The sequence below is a fragment of the Terriglobus albidus genome, assembly GCF_025685425.1.
GTDB classification, from domain to species: domain Bacteria; phylum Acidobacteriota; class Terriglobia; order Terriglobales; family Acidobacteriaceae; genus Terriglobus; species Terriglobus albidus.
This window is the reverse complement of the sequence record NZ_JAGTAS010000018.1, coordinates 1-20,259: the sequence shown is the minus strand read 5'-3', so window position 1 is coordinate 20,259 and position 20,259 is coordinate 1. Positions and strand designations below refer to the sequence as shown.

The window sequence follows — 20,259 nt, the reverse complement described above, 5'->3', positions numbered from 1 at the left end:
CCTTCGCCTTCTTGCTTCGCCCACAGTCATAGTTTAGGGTCATCGGATCATCGCCAACTGTTCGCGTACCACAGCGCGCCGAACAAGATCGGAGGGCCAAAAATCTCACCGTGAGGTATACCCCTCACTCCTCCGGCGTGGAGAACGCTTTCGACGAATTGAGCGCAGTTATTGAAAAACAGATTGTAATGGCCCGGATCGGCTGTTCTTGCAGCCATAGCCGCTTGCATTGCCGCGGCCTGGTCTGCCGAAATTGGGATGTGGAGATAGGAATGCGGTGCGACATCGCCATTCTTGGTATGTTGGGCAATATCGTCCTCTGTTCTCGCCGCCGGAGCTCCAAACAAGCGCTGCCACCAGTGAAGTGTCGGGTCCTGGGTTGAGAAGCCTTGCGTGTCATCGCTATCTACTTGTATTCCGATGTGCCCGAAACCTCCGGCTCCCGTTGGCCAGAATGAAACGCTAGCAAAGTGAGTTAGATCCCGCCCGCTCGTTCCACTCGTTGTCGTGACTTGCTGCTGGGCGGTATAGATTCCATTCTCGTAGCTTACCGTGACACTGCCGAACCCGCTCGCGGCCCAAGCACCGGATGAGACTTCGTGTTGAATGTTCCACTGAGCCATCATCTGGCATCCAATTCCATTCACATTGTCGCCAGTGCAATCCAACGGCGTATGACCGTCAGGATCGACCCCCGTAAGTGGGTTATTTCCGAGGTAAGCATAAAGATTTAGGGTCTGCGGGTTGGCCAGTGAGGAGTACGGCACCGCTTCCGGACGGCTAGCCCAATCCGGGGATATAAAGCGGCCCATGGTACTCCCAAAATAGCGAGCGCCAAAGTAGTCGAGTCCTGATTCCGGGTCCCGTTCCTTGCCGGTGAAGTGGTAGCCGGCGGAACTCGCGGAGCAGGTTAGTCCATCCCCGAAGGGGAAGTTGGAGCAACTCTCGGTTTGAGTGCCGTTGGAACTGCTCTGCGCTCTGACAGAGCCCAAGTGATCAACATGAATGAAATATGTGTCGTTCCCCTTGTACTCCGCGAGGAATTGCCCATTGACCCGTACATTCATTTGCAGCCAGTTGCCCGACCCGTCCATTTCGGAGACGGGGTTGCCATCGATGTCGTACAGGTAAATGCGTTGGAGTTGGCCTCCGTAATACTTGGCGACACGGCGTCCATAGGCGTCGACCGTATAGCTCGTCGAATTGGTGGAATTATAGTTTCCGGACAGGAGGTTGCCGTACCCATCGTAGATAAATTGATGGTGAGATCCGGCCGGCGGGCATCCCATCGTGTCCAGCAACCGACCGGCGCCGTCGTAACAATATCCGTCGATTTGGTTGTTGCCAGCAGAGAAGCTAAAGGTGGGCGAGAAGCAACTCCCTTGATAGGGCGCTTCTTGTTTTCGATTGCCGAAAGAGTCATATCCGAACTGACACCCGACGCCAATGTTCGACGCTACCGCAGTAGAAAGGCGGTTCAGATTGTCGTACTGATAGGTCCAATTACCGTTGATGGAGTCACTCGCCGTCTGAGGATTTCCGTTGTGATAATAGCTCAGCCCTTCGCTGTAGAGAGACTGGTTTGACTGATTTGCTGCCGTGTTTGATTGAAGCCATGTTCGATTTGTATACTGCCGGGACGTGACGATGCCATTGCCGAGCGTAGCTTGCGTGATTCCGATGGGGCTGTAACTGTTAGCCGTCCACAGAGTGGATGGATGAGTCGCATTGACTAGACTGCTCGTGACAGAAGATATCCGTCCTCCACTGTCGTAATTTTGCGTGATGGTGGTTCCGAAGCCATCACTGTAACTAGTGAGGTCACCTGCGAGGTCATAGGAGTAGGTCTGATCGTACCACCCACTGCTCGCATTGTTCGTACTGCTGCAGGTCAGGGGGGTGCATGTTTTTGTCGCGAGCACTCTTCCAAGAGCATCGTGATTCCAGTAAAAGACTCCGTAGCTGTTGATCAAGGGAGGTCCCTGCCAGAACGTTCCGACGTAGACCAAGCGCCCCTTTGGGTTGATCGAGGTTGCGACACCCGGGATTGACGCCAGATCATAGACAAACGAGTGAGCATAAGAATGCGTCGTGAACGGGTCGTTGACGGATTCGAATGTCTTGCGATTGAGCGCATCGTATTGATAGTTAACCGTGAAGCCTGTTCCGTCGGTCAAGGCAAGCAGGTTCCCGTTTCCGTCATATCCGTTGACGCAGTTACCTCCAGACCACGTGCCGTAACAAGTAGTTCCTGTCTCTGCATTCGTACCAGTAATCAAGCGCGATAGCGAATCGTATACGAACGATCGAGTCCGTGCTGCTTCGCCAGTCACACCATATTGCGTCACATTGGTAAGATCCCCCAGGCCACTGTAGGAATAGCTGGTCTGAAGATTTCCGGGCTCGACAACGCCCGCGACATGCCCGAAGGCATCCATCGTGCGCTGCCAAGAATTATTTTGTTCGTCCCGCTCGGTCACCGTGTTGCTTGAATATGACCACTGCTTATAGGAATTGCCTGCCACGCACGGAACAATGGTTCCACTTCCGTTGTCAGGCTGACATTGCATGGTCATTCGGTTCAATGCGTCATACGAATAGCCGGTGACGCCATAGCTGGGATCGCTTAGGCTGAAATACGGATTCGTTACCGAGCTGACCCGACCGAGGGAGTCATAGGTCGTCAGAACCGTGGCACCGTCTTTGCTTACGGCGGAAGACGTTCGGCCATACGGATCAAGGGTAGTGATCGATATCTGATCAGGGTTCGGGGTTGCTTTCACCGTTGTTGTGATTGTCTCCGGCAACGTACCACCACTTAGATCTACGGTCGTGCTCGCAACCGTGTTCCCACCACTCTTAGCGGTGGTAGATCTAAGACGCAACATTGAATCATACCCATACGTTGTGATAGTCCCGTTGGGATCGGTGCTCGATGTAACAAGGTTTGTATTGGCATCACATCCTTGAGTAAAGGATTGGGGAACCCCGCTTGAGGGCGTTGGCAGAGTGGTGCTGTTCAGGCAACTATCTGTGCCGGGATCATAGGAAAAATTCGTGGTATTGCCACGTCCGTCCGTGGATGAAACGACCTGACCGGCATCATCGTAGTGGTAGTACGTATCAATCGTAGTGCCTGTTGTATTCACCCAACGATGTACCGTGGTCCGGTTTCCTCGATCTCCGCTGACAGCTTGACGGCCTAGCAGTCCAGGGCTTGTCGAAGCTAAGGAATAGCGGTCATATTCATAAGTTGTTTGACTGATCTGACTACCAGCGCCGTCCTGCACCGTCACGCTTGATTGCCTGTCCAGAATATTGTTGCCAAGGGCGGCGTAATTGATGATCGTATGCCTTGTCGGATTTGATGCACCGTAATCATATTCAACTAAATCTGTAGGCAAACCATTTGCGTTGTATGTCTGTATAGTGCGCGACGGGCTTCCTCCATTGAGGGATGTCTGCAAGTCGATGCTCGTGATGGGCATGCTTATTGTCGATACTGCGGTACAGTCACCGGTTGTGCCGTTATAGCATCGGTTAATTGTCGAGAGCGGAGTTCCAGTGGCTGCCCCTGAATATACTCGTCGCCTTGTTTCGTAATACTGGGTGAAACCAAAGTTGGAGTCAACGATCGTTTCATTTCCTTGCTGGTCGTGTATCAAGGTGCTCGCGACAGTATAGGGATTCGGTGCCTGCCACGGGCTGCCGCTAAACGCCGTACGTGTATAAGTAGTTGCCCCATCGCTCGTGGTTCTAATCAATCCAGCCGTCGTCTGTGTGCCAAGCGCATCGTCGATGTAGCCATAGTTCCCCGCGCCACCAAAGTAGGTATATGAGATCAGCCCGCCAGTGGGAAGTCTGACCGATGCTAGCCGGCCTGTCACATATCCTGGGTGATTGGGAGTAGGCTCATACGTGAATGCGTAGTAGGTCCCGTCCGGATATGTAATCTTAACCGGAACACTCGTTGCCCAAGGCCCGGCGATTGGATTGCCGCCATTATGAGTAGTCGGATTGTATGCCAGGATCGTGACCTGCTGGTACGTGGTCTGGACCGACTGCGAGTTCCCATTTGAATCTGTGTAGCCGAATGTTTCAGATGAAGTGGAAGCATTCGGAAAGTAGCTGGCCTGGTAGGTCAGGACTGCTCCCGTGTTATCGGTACTGGAGGATGGGGCGACCGGAGCAAACGATAGGATGTTTCCGTTTGTATCGATAGGAGGACCTCCGTTCAAAGTGGTCATCCCCGATGGGTCAACTGACGATACGAGAAGACCTTGCGCAACTGTTATCGTGTAGGCCCCATCCGGCGAGCTTCCCGTCGCCGAAGTGGCGGTACCACCGCAGTCACGAGAGTCCGTCGTCGTAAGGTTATTGAAGGAATGATATGTGTTGTTGGTATCGATAAGAATATAATCCGAGTAGGTGAAGGAGTATCCCTCATAGGGATACGGACAAGGATCGGCGCTCGATGAGTACAGAAGAGTACCTGGGCTTCTCTGATTTTGCTGCTGTAGATGCCACCCGGGTTGGTTCCAGGACCCTAGGCCAGGAGTGGGATACGCATTGCTGTCATACGTCAAATGCCAGCCTACCTCAGCCACCGTCCCGCGCTGATTTTTGCGAAAGATCGGAAGATCAAGGTGAATATTTAGAGTGGCGAGATCAACGTTATCAATTTGTTGCTGCTGGATAGGCGCAAACTTCGGAAGACCAACACCGGGCTGCGCGACACAATGAGTGGTCAATAACGCGTTGAAGAGACCTAACAACAGCAAATTTGCGCAGATCCGCGAATGCAGTCTCAACGTTTTCAAGACATTCATGGTTTCGCCCTCTCACATTAGCGAACAGATACGTTTTCAACTGTGAAGCTGCTCTGGACTTGATCCTGTAGCAGTTTGTCGATCCGGAAAGGAATGTTGTAACCGGAGACATTACGATAGTCGCTATATCTGATCTCGACGCTCGGTGGCGAATAGGTAGCCGCGACAGGGCCGACGGGCGCTAGCTCATAACGAAGCGATGACGGCAACTGGGAGACTCGATCTATCGTTAGCTGACGTGCCGTGTAGCGCTTCAGTGGGTCATTCGATATTGATTTGTCCGATGAATTGCCAATCCAAAGAGTGATCATCAACGATGGTTTCTTGTCGTCTGTGCCTATTTGCCTAGCGGACTTGAGGTGCACGGTCCGATCGCTCGACTGCAGAGTTGCTTCTGGTAGGACCCATGAGACCGGCGATGAGCATCGAAATGCTGATCGTGTCGATTGATCCTGTCTATCCATGGAACTTGAACAGCTGCCCAACGATCCGACAGTCGAATATCGCTCCCAATAGTCTCCCGCGTTGGTCTTTATTCGCATCTCTGTCGTCCCGTCGCTTTGGACAGTGATGACAAAGGGTGCTGGACTTGTGTCCAGGTTGAACGGCCGGCTGACTTCTCCAGACAATTCAATGACCTTGAAGGATGTATTCAACGAAAATGCCGCGCCAAGCGCGCGCAGATCAGCTGGTGGACCTGCGAATTTGCTGTCGTCTGAAAGATGCGACGCGGAGGAGGAGGTCGATGTCGCCTGACCAGCCACGCTCGAGACCGGGGTGCAAATTAATATAGCCAGGATCCAGCTCGTAATCTTTCGAGAACAGAAGAGAAAAGGCAGGGGAGGGCAAATAAACAACGGTGTCGCACGCTTCATGAAACTCTCCAAGGCACGAACTAATACGACATTTGTGAAATGCGATCTGCAGAACGAACGAGAGCTATTTTCCGCTCGACTAAGTCGATGTGGGTTTAGGGGAGGTTGCTCAGTTCAATGGCGTTCGAATCGAACCGTTCTCAATGGCGATAAAACAGTTGCCTCTATCAAGGGCTTGCGCCAAGAAATTCAATCGGTAGTTCTTGTGAAGCTATCTCCGTTAGGTCTGCAATCGTGCCGGTTGGCCCCTCGCGCCGTCAAGGCCAGACTTGTCACCAAAATGTAAATTGTTCGTTGTTCGATCGCGCTCTTCCCGACAGTGAATGCGTTCATAAGGGGCATCGGGCGCCAAAGAGATGAGACCAATTATTCATTTGAGCTCAACAGGATCGATCTCCCCGGCCGACCGGGCAGCGCGGAGAGAACGCCCCGACTGCGGATAGTGACGACTGAACCGCCCAATGTCCCCAACCCTGGCGGGTTTGCGACAACCCAAATGCTCCTCTGTTAGGGAAAGGTGCAGGAGGAGGAACTTGACTCCTGCGGCCCGGGCGGCGACCGCCGACTGTCAGCCGGATGAGGGTTGCAGGGAGAAACCAGCAGGGGTTCTCCCTGCGCCATGGACATGAAAGAAGAAGGGCGGCAGGTTCGCCGCCCTTCTTCCTCATGCCGCTTTGACAACTTTTGAATTGGCCTTAGCTTCCTTCTTCGCTTTCATCTTGGCAGCGAACTCAGCTTTCACCTTCTGCGTGATGGCATCGGTATCCACCTTATAGAGAGTTGCGGCATCGCGAAGGACGGTCGCCGGATTGGTGCGAGAAGCGGCGATCAGGATGGTGCTCGCCACAAGCAGTTTGGACAACGTGCTTTCATCTGCACGACGAATGAAGGCGACAAAGGTCTTGCCAATGCCCCCATTGTCCCGCTTCTGGCGGAGGCCATGTTGCCGCGCCAGCATCTCCAGACGCCGTTCATCCGTAAGGCTAACTAGCCGCTCAAGGATGAACAGGAGGTCGCGCTTCATTAGCCGTACCGGAACCGCAGCACCAATAGCCGCAAGAATGCGCAAGCCGGTGGCATTGGCGATGGCTTGCTCCCGCCGCTGCTTCTCCTGTTCGGCTTTCCACTTCTCATCCTCGCGGCTGGCTTGCTGCTTCGGATGATGTACCGGGCAGGAAGGATTGGAACACACCTTGTGGACGGTGCCGACATCGTTGCCTTCCGTGATGATGGCATCGGTGGCGAACTTGCAGACCTTGAACTCGGGACGTTTCGCCTCTTCCTTGGACTTCGGCTTCTCATCCCGAATTGCCGTGTACTGGTTGCGCGGTAGTACTTTACTTCCTTCCGGCTGCTTGCCGTAGGCGGTGCTGATCTGCACCAACTGCGGCTTGGCTTCAATCTGCTTGGCAATATGCGCTGAGACTTTGGCTTGGAAGCAGTTTGGGTCGGTGCAGGCGTCCTGTTTGCCGAGGTCGGAGAAGAGGAGTTTGTTGTGGCCTGTCCGCTTCGGGCAATCAACGCAGCTTCCGGCAATGGCGACGAGATGAGCCTCGCGCTTGTCGAAGGGAGCGTCTTTGAGGAAGAGCAGGACGTTCGTCTCAATCCAGAACTGAAGATTGCGGACGGGCAGAAGAATGCGTCGAGACTTCTGCCCGCCCGCGCTCCAATCTTCTTTGAAACAAGCCGAGAGCGCCTGCTCCTGCTGGTCGGCAGGAAGTTCCTATCCATCCGGCTCCCCAACCGAGAACTCCGGCGCCAAACAACGCGCCGAAAAGGCCAGGAATAGCGTCCTGAAACCTTCCCGACATCATGCGGATGCCGGCGAAGATCAGGCCGCCGAAACAGATGACAGCACCTGCATAGATCGCGAAAGTTTTGAAGGTTGACATCAGTGTCGTTGCCCCGGAGAAATCCATCGTTCCCTGAGCATGGGCAACAGCCGCTGGGAGAAGCGCGATGACTGCAGGTAAAAGCGAGCGGGTTAGGAAGGTCAGCGTTCTTATGACTCCGAGTCGAGATGATCGCTTGGTGCATTCGATCTCAGTCGGCAGGACGATACGGCTTCTGCAATACATCGGCACCTCCATCGGCGGGTCTCAGCCGCGAATATGCGTCATGATTGAGCGAAACTTCGGTCCCGTCTAATACGTTCTATTTATCGGGTGATAATTCCGGAGTATCACGCGCATTGGTCTCACCTGGAATCACGGGAATTTTCCTGAAGCAACACCAACTGCATTGGTCGATTCGTCGCACTCTGGGGCGGACGCTTCGAGATAGGCCTCAAGCTGCACGATGCAACAGAAACATGATTCGTTCGGAGGTCGTGGCCGTCGCCATTCATCTGTCTTCTTAGCTTTTTTATGAGGAGGGGGACGGTCTTCGGATAGTGCCGCTTGTGGTAGATAATCGCGGTGTCGACCGTCCAATTCACTCCCATGATGGGACGTGTTGTGAGGTCTTCATCCAGCAACGTTCCTTCCCGGATGAGGGCCAGGCCATGCCCCTCCTTCACCAGCATCTGCATTTCTGTCGGATGGGAAGCGTGGGAATACTCCTCCACTCTGACGCCAGCTTCGGCTAAGAGTTCGAGCAGCCTCACGTGAGCATGGGGATGCCTTTGCGGGTGATAAAGAACGGCGAGATTGTGCTGCAGATCACTCGGCAGCAAGGCCAGTTTTATCGCTAATGGATTGTCTTTTCTGAGGCAGACTACGAGCCGATCTTTACGTATCTCTTCGATGCATAGATCCGGATGCTCCAGTGGCAACGTAACGATCGCGCTATCGACACTGCCTGCCAGCACCTCTTCGGCAAGCTGAGCGGTATCACCGTGGGTAGGACGAATCGAACAAGTCGGCAATAGCTCTTTGTGAGCAGAGCAGAAATTGCGGAACAGCGCTTGATCCACCAGCGGTGTGCATCCGAAACGTACGGAGGCGATCTCGCCCTTCTCGATCGCCATCAGAGCATTGATGACTTCATCGCGGGTCTCCAGCAATAGCCGTGCCAGCGCAATGAATGCGATGCCCGTCTCTGTGGGCCGGATACGACCGTTCTTCATTCGGCGAAAGAGGCGGACGGAAGCGTTCTCTTGAAACTGCCGGGCCTGCACGCTCAGATTAGGCTGCGACGTATGCAGTTCGTCGGCTGCCGCCCGTAATCCCTGCTTTTCCAGGATGACGAGGAGATACCGGAAGTGGCGAAGTTCAGCCCAATCGTACATAGCTCCCTACTCGACGAAGAAAGAGCGTTCGATGCGATAGGCGGAGCCGAACGGGGTGCTATTCCGCGCCGCTCCCTGTGGATATCCTGCCTAGTAAGACACCGATGAGCAACAGAAAGGGTGCAGTTGGCCAAATTTACTCTCAGCACCGAATCTCGCTCTGAATCAACGATTCAGTGCGTGGCCGATAGCTACGATTTATCACCCGATAAATGAAACGTATTGGACAGAGGCTCCATCGCGCGACAGCCTGAAGACGTGTCGTAGCTTGCGACGCGGAAGCATCCCGCTTTGGAGATAACCGTATGTCCTTGGCCGCTATCGTTCCGCAGATGCCTGCAATGGAGCCCCTTCTCACTGCAGAAGATGTCGCCGGGCTTCTCAACGTGAGCCTCGATTGGGTGTGGGATCACTCGTCGCGCAAGAAGCCCTACCTTCCTGTCATTCGTCTGAGCGACGGCGCCCTGCGCTATCGCCCGCGTGAGATCGAAGAGTTCGTCAACGAGCGCGAACGCGCCTCCGTTTTACGCAGAAAACAACGTTAAAATGGAGAGGCCCGCTTGTCTTCCCCCACAGAACTGAGGAACACATGGGCAAGTCGCACCAGAGGGGTTGGGTTTCGGAGCGAGGCAAGAAATGGTACGGCTACTTCCGCCGCACCATTCTCGATCCGGAGACCGACCAACCCAGGATGGCCTCGACTCCGATCCTGCTCGGTCTGAAGTCAGAGATGACTAAGAGAGAAGCGCGGGAGAAGTTGGAGCGCGAGATCGTCCGGCTTACTGGGCAGACCATCGAAGATGGAACGGTCAAAAACGGAACCGTCACCTTCGGCTGGTTTGTCCGCAACCGTTATCTGCCACTGAAAGAGGCGGACTGGCGAGAAGAGACGGCCAAGACCAAGAAGTATTTGATTCAGGCCTTTCTCTTGGACGAGTTCGAAGAGATCCGGCTGGAGAACTTCGACAAGTTCGTTCTTCAGAACCACCTTAATCAGCTGGCCAAAACCCGCTCCAAGGACACGGTCTTGCAGATCCGTTCTTACGTGCGAGCTATCTTTGCCGAGGCAGTCGATCAGGACTTCCTTCAAAAAGATCCTGCGCGCATGGTTAAGGTGCCGGCGAACCTACGTGAAGTTGATCGAACGACCTTGACGTGGGATCAGCTTCGCGCAGCTCTGGCGAAGCTCGGTGAACTCGGATTGCGTGACTGGATTCTGATGAAGCTCGACATGTCCAACGCACTTCGTCCGAGCGAGCTGTTTCCTCTGCGGTGGCGCTGCTTCCTTGAAGAGACCAACGTCCTGGACATCCAAGAGACTCTCTACAAGGGGAAGATCCGGCCTTACGGCAAAACCAAAGGAAGCATCACGCGGGTTCCGATCGCCGACGTACTCGGGGATGAGATCACGCAGTATCGGGAGGAGTGCCGCAAGAGCGGCGAGGATGTTTCTCCAGGCGCCTTCATGTTTCCCGGGCGCTTCGGAGGACCGATGGACCCAAGCAATTACCGCAAGCGGGTGCTGCACAAACTCGCACGGGAGTTGGAGCTGCCGAAGCTGAACTTTCAAGTAATTCGGCGGACCATCGCAACCTTGGGCAAGTCCAAGGGCCACGTCAAAGACATTCAGGGCATCATGCGCCACTCGAAGGCCTCGACGACGACCGATATCTATATGCAGTCTTTGGAGCCGGAGGTACGCATGGCGGTCAACCTGATCTTCGACGAGCTTCAGGGCAATCGCCCCTCGGGTCCCGAAGCGGCGAGGCCATCCGGCGTACAGCCGGAGCCGAACCGGCCATCGGGGCAGACGGAAAAAGAGACGCCGCAATTCAGTGCGGCGGACGATATTCTTCTTCGCGGTCTGGGGGTGCGCTGGGACTCCGAAGCCGACGAGGGAAACCAATGAGCTGGCGGAAATATGGAAGCAGTCGTCGCTTTATGGAAGAGGTCGTGGAGTTTGCGACAAACTTGCGACAAAGTCGCGGAAGGGAGAAGCGCTCAGCTTCCGGCATCTATTTGATTTGTAAAGGGTTATTTGGTGGACCTGATCGGGATCGAACCGATGACCTCTTCCATGCCATGGAAGCGCGCTCCCAGCTGCGCCACAGGCCCACTCTCGGGAAGGACTTCTTTATTTTCTCCTGCTTTGCGGGGCAAGTCAAACCCGGGCACGGTAAGGCAAACGAGCTGAAGGGCGAGGAACGCCCTTCAGCTCGCGGTGACCTTATCTCCAGTGACCGTCGATCCAAAACCAGCCGTCACGGCGACGGACCCAATGGCCTGGAACCCAGCGTGCATAAGGCCGTGGCGGAGCGACATACGCTCCTGGAACCCAGACGTAGCGGGCTCCGTCCCAGCGATGATAGCCAGGCTGCCAGACCCAGTTCGGATGGCCGACGGGCCGGACGGGAACGACCTCACGCACAGGAGGGGGAGGTCCAATGCGGACATAGACCTGCGCCTCTGCCGCGGCCGCCGACACGGCGAGAGCGGCACCAAGGATTGCGAGGATAAGTTTTTTGTTCATCGATATCTCCTCCGGGCTCTTGTATGGCCCGATAAGGGTTTAAATGGCGGTTTCGGGGAAAAGTCGTGGGCATCGACTCACCCAAATTCGCTGATACGCCTAATAAGTGGCACGGCAAGCACAAAAATAGTTGCAGTTACGGGAACATTTCAGGCAACCTCTGGTGTCTATCTCTCTAGAGTGAGCGAGCACTCGGCCGCCGGCGGCGCAGTTTTTGCTCATTCTCCGGGATGGGGCGATTTGCTTTGGAAATCCCGGACGTCGTACCTTAGAGGACACCCCCGATGCAGGCTGGAACGGCTATGGGAAACCTGGTAAGTGCGATCGGAATTCGTGCGGAGGATGCCGCTTTGGTGGCTGAGCTGAAGGCTGGCTCGGAAGAAGCCTTCGCGCAGCTGATTGGGCAGTATTCACAGCCCATCTATTCTCTGATTGCCCGCAGCCTGCAGGATCCGGCTGACGCCGCCGACATCACCCAGGACGTCTTTATTAAAGTCTTCCGCAATATTGGAAGCTTTCATGGAGACTCTTCGCTGAGAACCTGGATCTACCGGATTGCGCTGCATGAAGCAAGCAATCAGCGCCGCTGGTGGAAGCGACATAAGAAGCAGGAGATCACCATCGACGGGGAGTTCGAATCGGACGAGCCCGGAGAGAGTTTTTACCTGCGGGACACGCTGGCATCGCAGGATGGGTCGCCCTTCGATATGGCCATCCGCAGCGAGATGCGCGCCCGGGTGGAGGCAGCACTGCATGAGGTGCCGGAGTCGTTCCGGACGGTGCTGATCCTGCGCGAGATTGAAGGATTCGCCTATGACGAGATCGCAGAGATTCTCGATATCAACATGGGCACGGTAAAGAGCCGTTTGATGCGCGGACGCGCAGCAATGCGGCAGGCACTGGAAGTGCGCGAAGCTCTCGAATCCGAACAGAGAGCCGCCGCATCCAAACGAGCAACGGAGAAGTGGCTGGAGGCTGCACGATGAATACAAACTGTGAACATGTGCGCGCCCTCTTCTCGGACTATCTCGACGGGGCTCTTACCGGCCACGAGATGATGGACGTAAGCTCGCATCTGGAAAGCTGCAAAGCCTGCAAGGCGGAGTTCGCCGGCTGGCGCACCATGCAGCACAGCCTGGCAATGATCGGCACGGCAAAAGCGCCGGAGAATCTTGGCTTGAAGCTGCGGCTGGCCATCTCGCACGAAAAAGTTAAGAGCAATACGACCTGGAAGGATCGTCTGGAGCTGGCCTGGGCCAATACCCTGCGCCCGTTTGCGCTGCGCACGGCTGCCGGGCTCGCCTCTGCCACCATCATCGTGGGCGGCATGCTGGGCATGCTGACTGCGGTGACACCGACGGCTCAGTCGGTCATGGCCGATGACGATCTGGGCGCCTACAGCCAGCCGCATTACAAATATTCGGCGGCAAATATGGATGGCGTTGTGGTCGATGCAGACAATCCTGTCGTGGTCGAGGCCCTGTTGAACGCCCGTGGGCAGATCTACGACTACAACATCGTCTCCGGAACGCTTTCGGCCGACGCCCGCCATAACCTGGAGCAGCGGCTGCTGGTGAGCGTCTACGAACCGGCCAAGGTCTTCGGAACCCCGGTACGGAGCCGCATCATCCTTACCTTCTCAGGTATTTCGGTTCGGGGCTAGGCCTCTCCTACCCCCTCTCTTCAGTGCATGGTCGGCTGACGTAGACTATTCCGGTACGTCAGACTGATCAGCCGTGTATTTAAACCGCATCATTTCGCTTGGATTGCTCTTCGCCCTGCCCCTGACGGCAGCCGCACAACAGTCGTCTTCCAGCTCGTCTTCGTCTCAGGCTCCGCCGGATTCCACCTCGCAACCGGCCCAGCCCGGCCCTTTGCGGCTGGGCGGCGTGGAAAGAGCCGGCTCCGGCATCCAACTGGAACCGAGCGAGTCGCTCTTCGATATTGGAGCGGCGATGAACGCCTGCGGCTATGACGCGGACCTCGCGAACTCTTCCCCAGTACGCCAGAAGGTCCGCGACGACCTTAATTCCGTCCTGCAGGACAGCGCCGAAGCGCGCGATGCCCGAGACAAAGTCTGCGCCTACATCGCTGCCCACGACCTGGGCGATTCGACGCGAAATCTCTCGCAGTTTGTGTCACTTGGCATCTACCTCAATCCGCCGCCGGCTTTGACACCGATCACTGATCTGACCGAGCTGCCGCCGGACGCCGCGCAGGTGGTCGAAATCCTGCCCCTGCTGCGCACCTTTGCCGAGACGACGCAACTCCACTTGATCTGGGTGCGCCACCGTCCGGAGTACGAAGAACTGATTGCCCGCATCCACGATCCGCTGACCAAAGCTATCTTGGATTCAAACATCTATCTGCACCAACCGGTCTCGAGCTACGACGGCCGTCGCTTCCTGGTCTTCATGGAGCCGATGTTCGCTCCGGCAGCAGTGAATGCGCGCGTCTATGGCCTCGATTATGTTGTGGCGTTCTCTCCCACGCAGGGCGCGGAGGTACGGCTGGATGATGTCCGCCACATGTACCTGCACTACCTGGTAGAGCCGATGATCTATGCCCGGCCGCAGTCAATCGATCGGCTGACTCCGCTGCTGAAGACGGTGCAGGACGCTCCCCTGGAGTTCATCTATAAGAACGACATGGTGGCGCTCACCACCGAGTGCATGATCAAGGCCATTGAGGCGCGTGTGATGGATGTCGGCTTCCCGAAGCCGAAGAAGCCATCGCAGGTCAAGCAGCGCAGCGAGATGGAAAAGTACGAAGCAGACCTTGCCGACTATGAGCGCCGCGCAGAGATCGTGCGCCAACGCCTGGTAGATCGCGATATGCGTCTCGGCTACGTGTTGACCGATTATCTATACGGCAAGCTGGCTCAACTGGAGCACACGAACGAAGCTCTGAAGGACAGCATTGGCGAGATCGTCTACGGCATGGACGTGCAGCACCAGGTGAGTGTGGCCAAGAACATTCAGTTCTTTCCCGAAGGCACGCGTGAGTTTGTAGGCCGTACTCCGGTGCGTCAGCCGAAGGGTCTCGATCTCGCAGAGATCAAGCTCATGAAAGGTGATCGCGCAGGCGCCGACGAGATGGCGCAGAAAGCGCTGGCAGTGAATCCGAACGACCCGCAGGCGCACTATCTGAAGGCACGCATCGCAGTGCTTGACGGCAATCCGGATGATGCCCTCGACGAGTTCAACCAGGTGCTGAAACTCTCGAAGGATCCACGTACGCTTGCATGGACCCATATCTACCTGGGACGGATGTATGACACGCAGCGCGAACCGGATCGCGCTCGCGCTATCAATGAATACAAGGCCGCACTTGCGGTGCGTGATGCTCGCCCGGACACGAAGCTTGCTGCCGAAGCTGGACTAAAGAAACCATTCACGGCGCCGAAGCGGGAGCACGCCACCAGCGACGATGAAGATAACGAACCGATTGATCCTACCGGCAGGAAGGAAAAAGAGGCCTACCGGCCCAAGCAATAGCGGCGGATACCACTAGCGAACGAGACTGGCGGCGAACGAGATTAGGTCCTTGAATGCGAGCGAAAAAACAAAACGGCCCGATGGAGCTCGATTCCCTGCTATTGGCGCTTGGCTATAAGTTCCATCGTCCGGACCTGCTGGAGACTGCGCTGACACACAGCTCTCTTGCCGCCGAAAGCGCCAACGGTGCAACCGTCGGTAAGGACAATGAGCAGCTTGAGTTTGTGGGAGACGCTGTACTGGGTCTGCTGGTCGCCGAAGCTCTCTATACGCGTTTTCCCAAGCTGACAGAAGGCGAGCTGACGCGCATGCGTGCTCTGCTGGTAAGCCGTTCGCATCTAGGGGAAGTGGCCGAAGCCTTGACTCTCGGCAATTATCTTCGCCTGGGACGAGGAGAAGAGCAGAGCGGCGGCCGCCAGAAACGTGCGCTGCTCTCAAATGCGCTTGAAGCAGTGATTGCCGCGATGTATCTGGATGGTGGATTGTCACCGGCGCGAACATTCGTCGAGCAACATGTCATTGCTCCGAAGATCGAAGAGCTGAGTCTCGCCGTCACCGAGGGTGCGCGGTTCGGCGGAGCGATTGGAGATTACAAGAGCGCCTTACAGGAGTTTCTGCAGGCGCGAGGTAAGGGCCAGCCAAAGTACACGGTTGTAGAAGAGAGCGGCCCCGATCATAAAAAGCGTTTCCGTGTACAGGTGCAGCTGCGGGAACAGGTCGAAGCCGCTGCCGAGGCTGAAGGACGCACGAAAAAGGAAGCACAGCAGGCTGCCGCACGCGTAGCCTATGAAAGATTACTAGCCGCTGATGTCTGACCAGAAGGATGAGATCGTCGAAGCCGCTGCCGAAGTCGTCGTCGTACAGACGCCGGGCGAGACAGTTGTGCGGAAGACGTTCGTCGTCACCCGGCGAGAGCTGCCGGCGAATGGTCCACTTGAGGTCTTCACCAGCCTGCTGCCGATTATTACGGTAGCGATCTTTATCATCACCTTTCTAGCGCAGCCATATCGTATTCCTTCCGGCTCGATGGAAAACACGCTGCTGGTCGGCGACTTTCTGTTGGTCAATAAGCAGATCTACGCGCCCGGTGGTGCCTGGCGTTGGCTGATGCCCTATCGCGATCCTCGGCGGGGCGACATCATTGTCTTCCATAATCCGCTGGATGCGAACGATCACCTGGTGAAACGAACCATTGCGCAACCAGGAGAACGCATTCGTTTGCGGGGCGGACGTGTGTTGATCAACAGCCAACCGATCGAAGAGCCATACGCGATCTACATCCCGTCACGGCCTGACCACTTCCGCGATAACTTCCCGACGCTGCACGATGCCGACCCGGAGATCGATGCACAGTGGTGGATGCAGATGCGCACGCTGATCGACAACGGCGATCTTATTCTTCCCGCAGGCAATTACTTCATGATGGGCGACAACCGTAACAACAGCCGCGACAGCCGTTACTGGGGATTCATGCCGCGGGAGTTCGCCGAGGGCATGCCGATGCTGGTGTATTTCTCAGTGCCAGCACCGGAGGAACAGCAGCGGGGTATCCATGGACTGGCCCGCTGGAGCCGCATGTTTACCATCCCACGTTAACTGAGCGATAACACCCAAACGGTTGACTAGCCGGTAAAGTCACGCTTTACTTGGAATTGCACGATTCTCTTTTTCTCAGGACAATTTATGAACCGCTTCGCTGCCGTTGGTTGCACCGCAGTATGCCTTGCGTTTTCTGTAGGTCTCTCGGCCCAGACCGCCGGGCGATACACGCTCAAACTTACCGAAACTCCGGAGTCACAGGACGCGCATACACTAACTGCAAAATTTACCTCTGCGGTTCTTGCCGCCGCTCCGACGGGCAATGTCTCATTCGTCAATCTCACAGCGAATAACAACACTCTCGCAACCGCCACATTCGGTTCTCCTGTTCCCGTCTTGAATTATGATCAGACAGCCATTGCGGAGGCCTACAACACGACCTCCCTCTATGCCGCTGACTTCGACAATGACGGAAAGGCTGACCTTATCTATCCGGAAAGTGGGCCCGGGATAGCCTTTCTCCACGGAAACGGCGACGGAACATTCTCGGGAACTGAGACTACCAGCGGAGGCGGACCGGCTGCCGTCGCAGACTTCAATAATGACGGTAAGCTGGATGTTGTCCAGCCCCACTCTTCTTCCGGCGGCATGTATCTGCAACGAGGCAATGGAGATGGTACCTTCACGTCTCTGGCCACTATCCCCGACGGCACCCTGGCGGCCGTTCCTCTCGCGGGTGATTTCAATGGCGATGGGAAACAGGACATCTACAACATCACCACGAAGAACATCTTCTTCGGGAATGGCGATGGCACCTTCCAGAGCGCGACTGCCACCACGATCACTGCACAACTGGCTGGTGACTTTAACCAGGATGGACGAACAGATCTGTTCACTACGGGTGGCGTATATCTGGGGCAGGCGAATGGAACGTTCGTCGCTGTTCCTGCCGCATCCGCCTATTCCAAGGGGGTCCTCGTCTCCGACTTCAATCACGACGGAAAGCTGGATGTCTTTACGGCAGACAAGACGCTCCTGCTGGGCAATGGAGATGGTAGCTTCCAAACAGCGATAACGGTTGACATGACGTTGGGATTTGAGAACGGGACACTGTCCGACGTCAAGTACTTTACCGGAGACTTCAATGGAGATGGAAAAGCCGACGTCGGCCTGTTAGCGACGTATTCAAGCTCTCCCACCTATAATGGGAGCTCCTTCGAGGTTGCGGTTGCCTTCGGCGACGGTACAGGCGCGTTCCCCACCAAGACTGGTTACATCACGATTACACCCATACTGGAGACTATTCCGTCATATCTGCCAGACTTCAACGGAGATGCTGCCTCTGATATCGCCGTGTACAGTCAACGATTCGATGCAAGCAACTGGCTTTCAGTATTTACTACGCCAACGGTGTATACCGCCGAAGTGACGGGCGTTACGCTGCTTGCACCACCAACAAATAATTCCATTCAAGCGCAGTATCCGGGAGATGTTAATTACCCGGACGCGACTTCGAATACTGTCAGCGTGCTTGCGCGAACTCCAACCACATTGACACTTGCCGTCAACCCTAGTTCGGCAAACGCTGGTCAATCGGTAATGTTTACAGCGACATTGTCTCCGTCCAGCGACAGTAATCACAACACGCATGGTGAGAACATCGACCTCTATGAGGGATCAACTTTCTTGGCCTCCGCCCCTTTGGGCGTTGGATCAGTGGACATCCCGAGCTTATTGTTCTTTCTCTCTGCCGGGTCGCATAGCATCACGGCGAAGTTCGCCGGAGACTCAGAGTTCACACCTGCCACCAGCGCACCGATCTCCGTGCATATCAACTATCTCCCTGTAAACATTAGCTGGACCACACCTGCGGCGATTACGTACGGCACGGCTCTTTCTTCAGCACAGTTGAATGCAAGCACGACAGTTGCAGGCAGCCTTGCCTACTCACCCGCAGCGGGAACTGTACTGAACGCTGGGTCGCAGACGTTATCGACAACCTTCACGCCAACCAATAGGTTGTGGTACGACAATGCGACCGTAACCACGACACTGGTTGTCGATAAGGCAACGCCTTTCATCTCCATCGCGCAAACCTCACCTGCGACAACAGGCACACATGTTGGAACGGCCACAACACTACGTATTACCCTCTCGGCCATCTATGGAACGCCCACTGGAACTGTGACCTTCTACGATGGCTCGACTGCGATTGGATCAGCACCGGTTAGTGGTATAGCGGCAACCCTGACTACAACCTTCTCGTCTGAAGGCTCGCACGTCATTACCGCAATTTATAGCGGAGACAACAACTTCAACACTGTCACATTGGCTCCCTACAATGAAGTAGTGTCAAAGACTACCCCTTTGATTACCTGGACGACGCCCGCGGCTATCACCTACGGGGTGGCGCTGTCGGCAACCCAGTTGAATGCAACGAGCTCGGTGGCAGGAACCTTTGTCTATTCGCCCGCCGCAGGTACCGTCCTGGGGGTTGGCTCCCAGACGCTCTCTGCAACCTTTACTCCTACCGACACGACGACGTACAACAGCACCACAGCCACAACGACTTTGGTGGTGAACAAAGCAACGCCTTCGGTCACCTGGGCGGCTCCGGCAGCCATCACCTATGGAACAGCACTGTCGACAACGCAGTTGAATGCAACCAGCTCAGTGGCCGGCGCCTTTGCCTACTCACCTGCAGCAGGTGCAGTCCTGGGAGTTGGGTCACAGACGCTCTCGACCACTTTCACTCCGACCGACGCCGTAGACTACAACAGCGCCACAGCCTCGACAACGCTGGTCGTCAACAAGGCGACACCCTCGATCACCGTGACCCAGACTTCACCGATTACGATCGGTGTTGGAACCGGAGTAGCAACGACCTTCCGTGCCGCCCTTGCCGCATCCTACGGAACGCCAACGGGCACCGTGGGCTTCTATGAAGGCACCACTCTACTGGGCAGTGCGCCTCTAATCAGCGGAATGGGCAGCGTCACAACCACCTTCTCCACCACCGGAGTTCATACCATCGCCGCACTTTACACCGGCGACGCGAACTTCAACACTGTCATCTCCGCTGCGTTCAATGAGACCGTCGTGCTCTTCGGAATCGGCCTTGCAGCCAATCCGACCACGTTGACTATCAAACAGGGACAGAGTGGTACAGCGACGATCACCGCGACACCGACCGGCAACTACACCGGCACGTTAACCTTCTCCTGCGGCAACCTGCCCGCCAGCGTCTCCTGCAGCTTCGCGCCGGCAACACTGACCTTCAACGGCGACAACCAACCGCAAACCACAACCATTACGGTGAGTACACGCACGAGCTCCGCCGCTCTTACGAGCGCTTCGAACGTGCCCCTGGCTGCGATCCTCGCGTTGCCGTTGCTCGCCTTCGGCTTACGTCGACGCCGCATGCTACAGCGCGGATTGCTGGTGCTGTTCGCCGCAATGCTCTTATTGCCAACAAGCGGATGTGGTGGTAGCCCAAAGACTACCTCGAACTCAGCAGCGACAGGGCAGCAGACCGTTACGATCAATGCTCAGACAACCGCTAATGGAGGATCGACGCAGTCCTTCAACTTCTCCATCGTCATTGAGCCATAGATAAGCGCTTACATTTCAAGTGGCTATTGATTCCTGCTTAAATAATGTCCTATACTATTATCCGAGCAGTCGAGGAGGCATGATGCGTCCAGTCGGCAGTGCGGAGGAGCTGGAGCGGAAACGTCAACGCGCGATCACACTCATCGAA

The 20,259-nt window shown here is 55.8% G+C and carries 14 protein-coding genes, 1 tRNA gene and 1 pseudogene; 9 read left to right on the top strand and 7 right to left on the bottom strand.

Annotated elements, in window-relative coordinates:
* Nucleotides 1-47 precede the first annotated feature (47 nt).
* From OHL21_RS00190 to OHL21_RS00180, 3 genes are all read right to left on the bottom strand, one after another.
* Nucleotides 48-4,829: an RHS repeat domain-containing protein gene (locus tag OHL21_RS00190; protein ID WP_263415228.1), complete on the bottom strand. Its 4,782-nt coding sequence runs from the start codon at nucleotides 4,827-4,829 to the stop codon at nucleotides 48-50.
* Between the two features lie 17 nt (nucleotides 4,830-4,846).
* A complete protein-coding gene (locus tag OHL21_RS00185; protein ID WP_263415227.1) occupies nucleotides 4,847-5,140 on the bottom strand; it encodes a hypothetical protein in 294 nt (97 codons plus the stop codon).
* Nucleotides 5,141-6,368: 1,228 nt separating this feature from the next.
* Nucleotides 6,369-7,085 carry a hypothetical protein gene (locus OHL21_RS00180; RefSeq protein ID WP_263415226.1) on the bottom strand — a complete coding sequence of 239 codons (717 nt, stop codon included), beginning with the start codon at nucleotides 7,083-7,085 and terminating at the stop codon, nucleotides 6,369-6,371.
* Nucleotides 7,086-7,136: 51 nt separating this feature from the next.
* On the opposite strand from OHL21_RS00180, the gene OHL21_RS00175 reads away from it, so the two are divergent.
* Nucleotides 7,137-7,493, top strand: coding sequence for a hypothetical protein (locus OHL21_RS00175; RefSeq protein WP_263415293.1), 357 nt, complete (start codon nucleotides 7,137-7,139; stop codon nucleotides 7,491-7,493).
* Here the strand turns inward: OHL21_RS00175 and OHL21_RS00170 are convergent.
* Nucleotides 7,423-7,782: pseudogene (locus OHL21_RS00170) on the bottom strand (hypothetical protein); the annotation flags it as partial. The gene OHL21_RS00175 and the pseudogene OHL21_RS00170 sit on opposite strands and share 71 nt — an antisense overlap.
* 119 nt (nucleotides 7,783-7,901) lie before the next feature.
* Nucleotides 7,902-8,933: a LysR family transcriptional regulator gene (locus OHL21_RS00165; protein ID WP_263415225.1), complete on the bottom strand. Its 1,032-nt coding sequence runs from the start codon at nucleotides 8,931-8,933 to the stop codon at nucleotides 7,902-7,904.
* Nucleotides 8,934-9,238: 305 nt separating this feature from the next.
* Here OHL21_RS00165 and OHL21_RS00160 point away from each other — a divergent pair, with 305 nt between their 5' ends.
* Entirely contained in the window at nucleotides 9,239-9,478 is a 240-nt protein-coding gene (locus OHL21_RS00160; protein WP_263415224.1) for a helix-turn-helix transcriptional regulator, read from the top strand.
* Nucleotides 9,479-9,522: 44 nt separating this feature from the next.
* Nucleotides 9,523-10,842: a site-specific integrase gene (locus OHL21_RS00155; RefSeq protein WP_263415223.1), complete on the top strand. Its 1,320-nt coding sequence runs from the start codon at nucleotides 9,523-9,525 to the stop codon at nucleotides 10,840-10,842.
* A gap of 130 nt (nucleotides 10,843-10,972) precedes the next feature.
* On the opposite strand, the gene OHL21_RS00150 is transcribed toward OHL21_RS00155, so the two are convergent.
* Nucleotides 10,973-11,048 (bottom strand) — tRNA-Ala (locus OHL21_RS00150).
* Between the two features lie 112 nt (nucleotides 11,049-11,160).
* Complete coding sequence (locus tag OHL21_RS00145) at nucleotides 11,161-11,463, bottom strand: hypothetical protein (RefSeq protein WP_263415222.1); 303 nt, start codon at nucleotides 11,461-11,463, stop codon at nucleotides 11,161-11,163.
* A 284-nt stretch (nucleotides 11,464-11,747) separates the two neighbouring features.
* Here OHL21_RS00145 and OHL21_RS00140 point away from each other — a divergent pair, with 284 nt between their 5' ends.
* The 6 genes from OHL21_RS00140 to OHL21_RS00115 all read left to right on the top strand — a co-directional run bounded on the left by OHL21_RS00140 (nucleotide 11,748) and on the right by OHL21_RS00115 (nucleotide 20,111).
* Nucleotides 11,748-12,449, top strand: a complete 702-nt coding sequence (locus OHL21_RS00140; RefSeq protein ID WP_263415221.1) for an RNA polymerase sigma factor — start codon at nucleotides 11,748-11,750, stop codon at nucleotides 12,447-12,449.
* Nucleotides 12,446-13,126, top strand: a complete 681-nt coding sequence (locus OHL21_RS00135; RefSeq protein WP_263415220.1) for an anti-sigma factor — start codon at nucleotides 12,446-12,448, stop codon at nucleotides 13,124-13,126. The genes OHL21_RS00140 and OHL21_RS00135 overlap by 4 nt, the downstream gene beginning before the upstream one ends.
* A gap of 73 nt (nucleotides 13,127-13,199) precedes the next feature.
* Nucleotides 13,200-14,960: a tetratricopeptide repeat protein gene (locus tag OHL21_RS00130; RefSeq protein WP_263415219.1), complete on the top strand. Its 1,761-nt coding sequence runs from the start codon at nucleotides 13,200-13,202 to the stop codon at nucleotides 14,958-14,960.
* Between the two features lie 53 nt (nucleotides 14,961-15,013).
* Nucleotides 15,014-15,775 (top strand): ribonuclease III, encoded by a 762-nt coding sequence (gene rnc, locus OHL21_RS00125; RefSeq protein ID WP_263415218.1) that lies wholly within the window; start codon nucleotides 15,014-15,016, stop codon nucleotides 15,773-15,775.
* A complete protein-coding gene (gene lepB, locus OHL21_RS00120; protein ID WP_263415217.1) occupies nucleotides 15,768-16,556 on the top strand; it encodes a signal peptidase I in 789 nt (262 codons plus the stop codon). Before rnc ends, lepB begins: the two co-directional genes overlap by 8 nt.
* 87 nt (nucleotides 16,557-16,643) lie before the next feature.
* Nucleotides 16,644-20,111 (top strand): Ig-like domain repeat protein, encoded by a 3,468-nt coding sequence (locus OHL21_RS00115; RefSeq protein ID WP_263415216.1) that lies wholly within the window; start codon nucleotides 16,644-16,646, stop codon nucleotides 20,109-20,111.
* Nucleotides 20,112-20,259: the final 148 nt, after the last annotated feature.

Excerpts from the sequence above, each read along its gene's own strand:
- OHL21_RS00190 (WP_263415228.1), bottom strand. The coding sequence starts at position 4,829 with ATGAATGTCTTGAAAACGTTGAGACTGCATTCGCGGATCTGCGCAAAT.
- OHL21_RS00185 (WP_263415227.1), bottom strand. The coding sequence starts at position 5,140 with ATGATCACTCTTTGGATTGGCAATTCATCGGACAAATCAATATCGAAT.
- OHL21_RS00165 (WP_263415225.1), bottom strand. The coding sequence starts at position 8,933 with ATGTACGATTGGGCTGAACTTCGCCACTTCCGGTATCTCCTCGTCATC.
- OHL21_RS00160 (WP_263415224.1), top strand. The coding sequence starts at position 9,239 with ATGTCCTTGGCCGCTATCGTTCCGCAGATGCCTGCAATGGAGCCCCTT.
- OHL21_RS00155 (WP_263415223.1), top strand. The coding sequence starts at position 9,523 with ATGGGCAAGTCGCACCAGAGGGGTTGGGTTTCGGAGCGAGGCAAGAAA.
- OHL21_RS00145 (WP_263415222.1), bottom strand. The coding sequence starts at position 11,463 with ATGAACAAAAAACTTATCCTCGCAATCCTTGGTGCCGCTCTCGCCGTG.
- OHL21_RS00140 (WP_263415221.1), top strand. The coding sequence starts at position 11,748 with ATGCAGGCTGGAACGGCTATGGGAAACCTGGTAAGTGCGATCGGAATT.
- OHL21_RS00135 (WP_263415220.1), top strand. The coding sequence starts at position 12,446 with ATGAATACAAACTGTGAACATGTGCGCGCCCTCTTCTCGGACTATCTC.
- rnc (WP_263415218.1), top strand. The coding sequence starts at position 15,014 with ATGCGAGCGAAAAAACAAAACGGCCCGATGGAGCTCGATTCCCTGCTA.
- lepB (WP_263415217.1), top strand. The coding sequence starts at position 15,768 with ATGTCTGACCAGAAGGATGAGATCGTCGAAGCCGCTGCCGAAGTCGTC.
- OHL21_RS00115 (WP_263415216.1), top strand. The coding sequence starts at position 16,644 with ATGAACCGCTTCGCTGCCGTTGGTTGCACCGCAGTATGCCTTGCGTTT.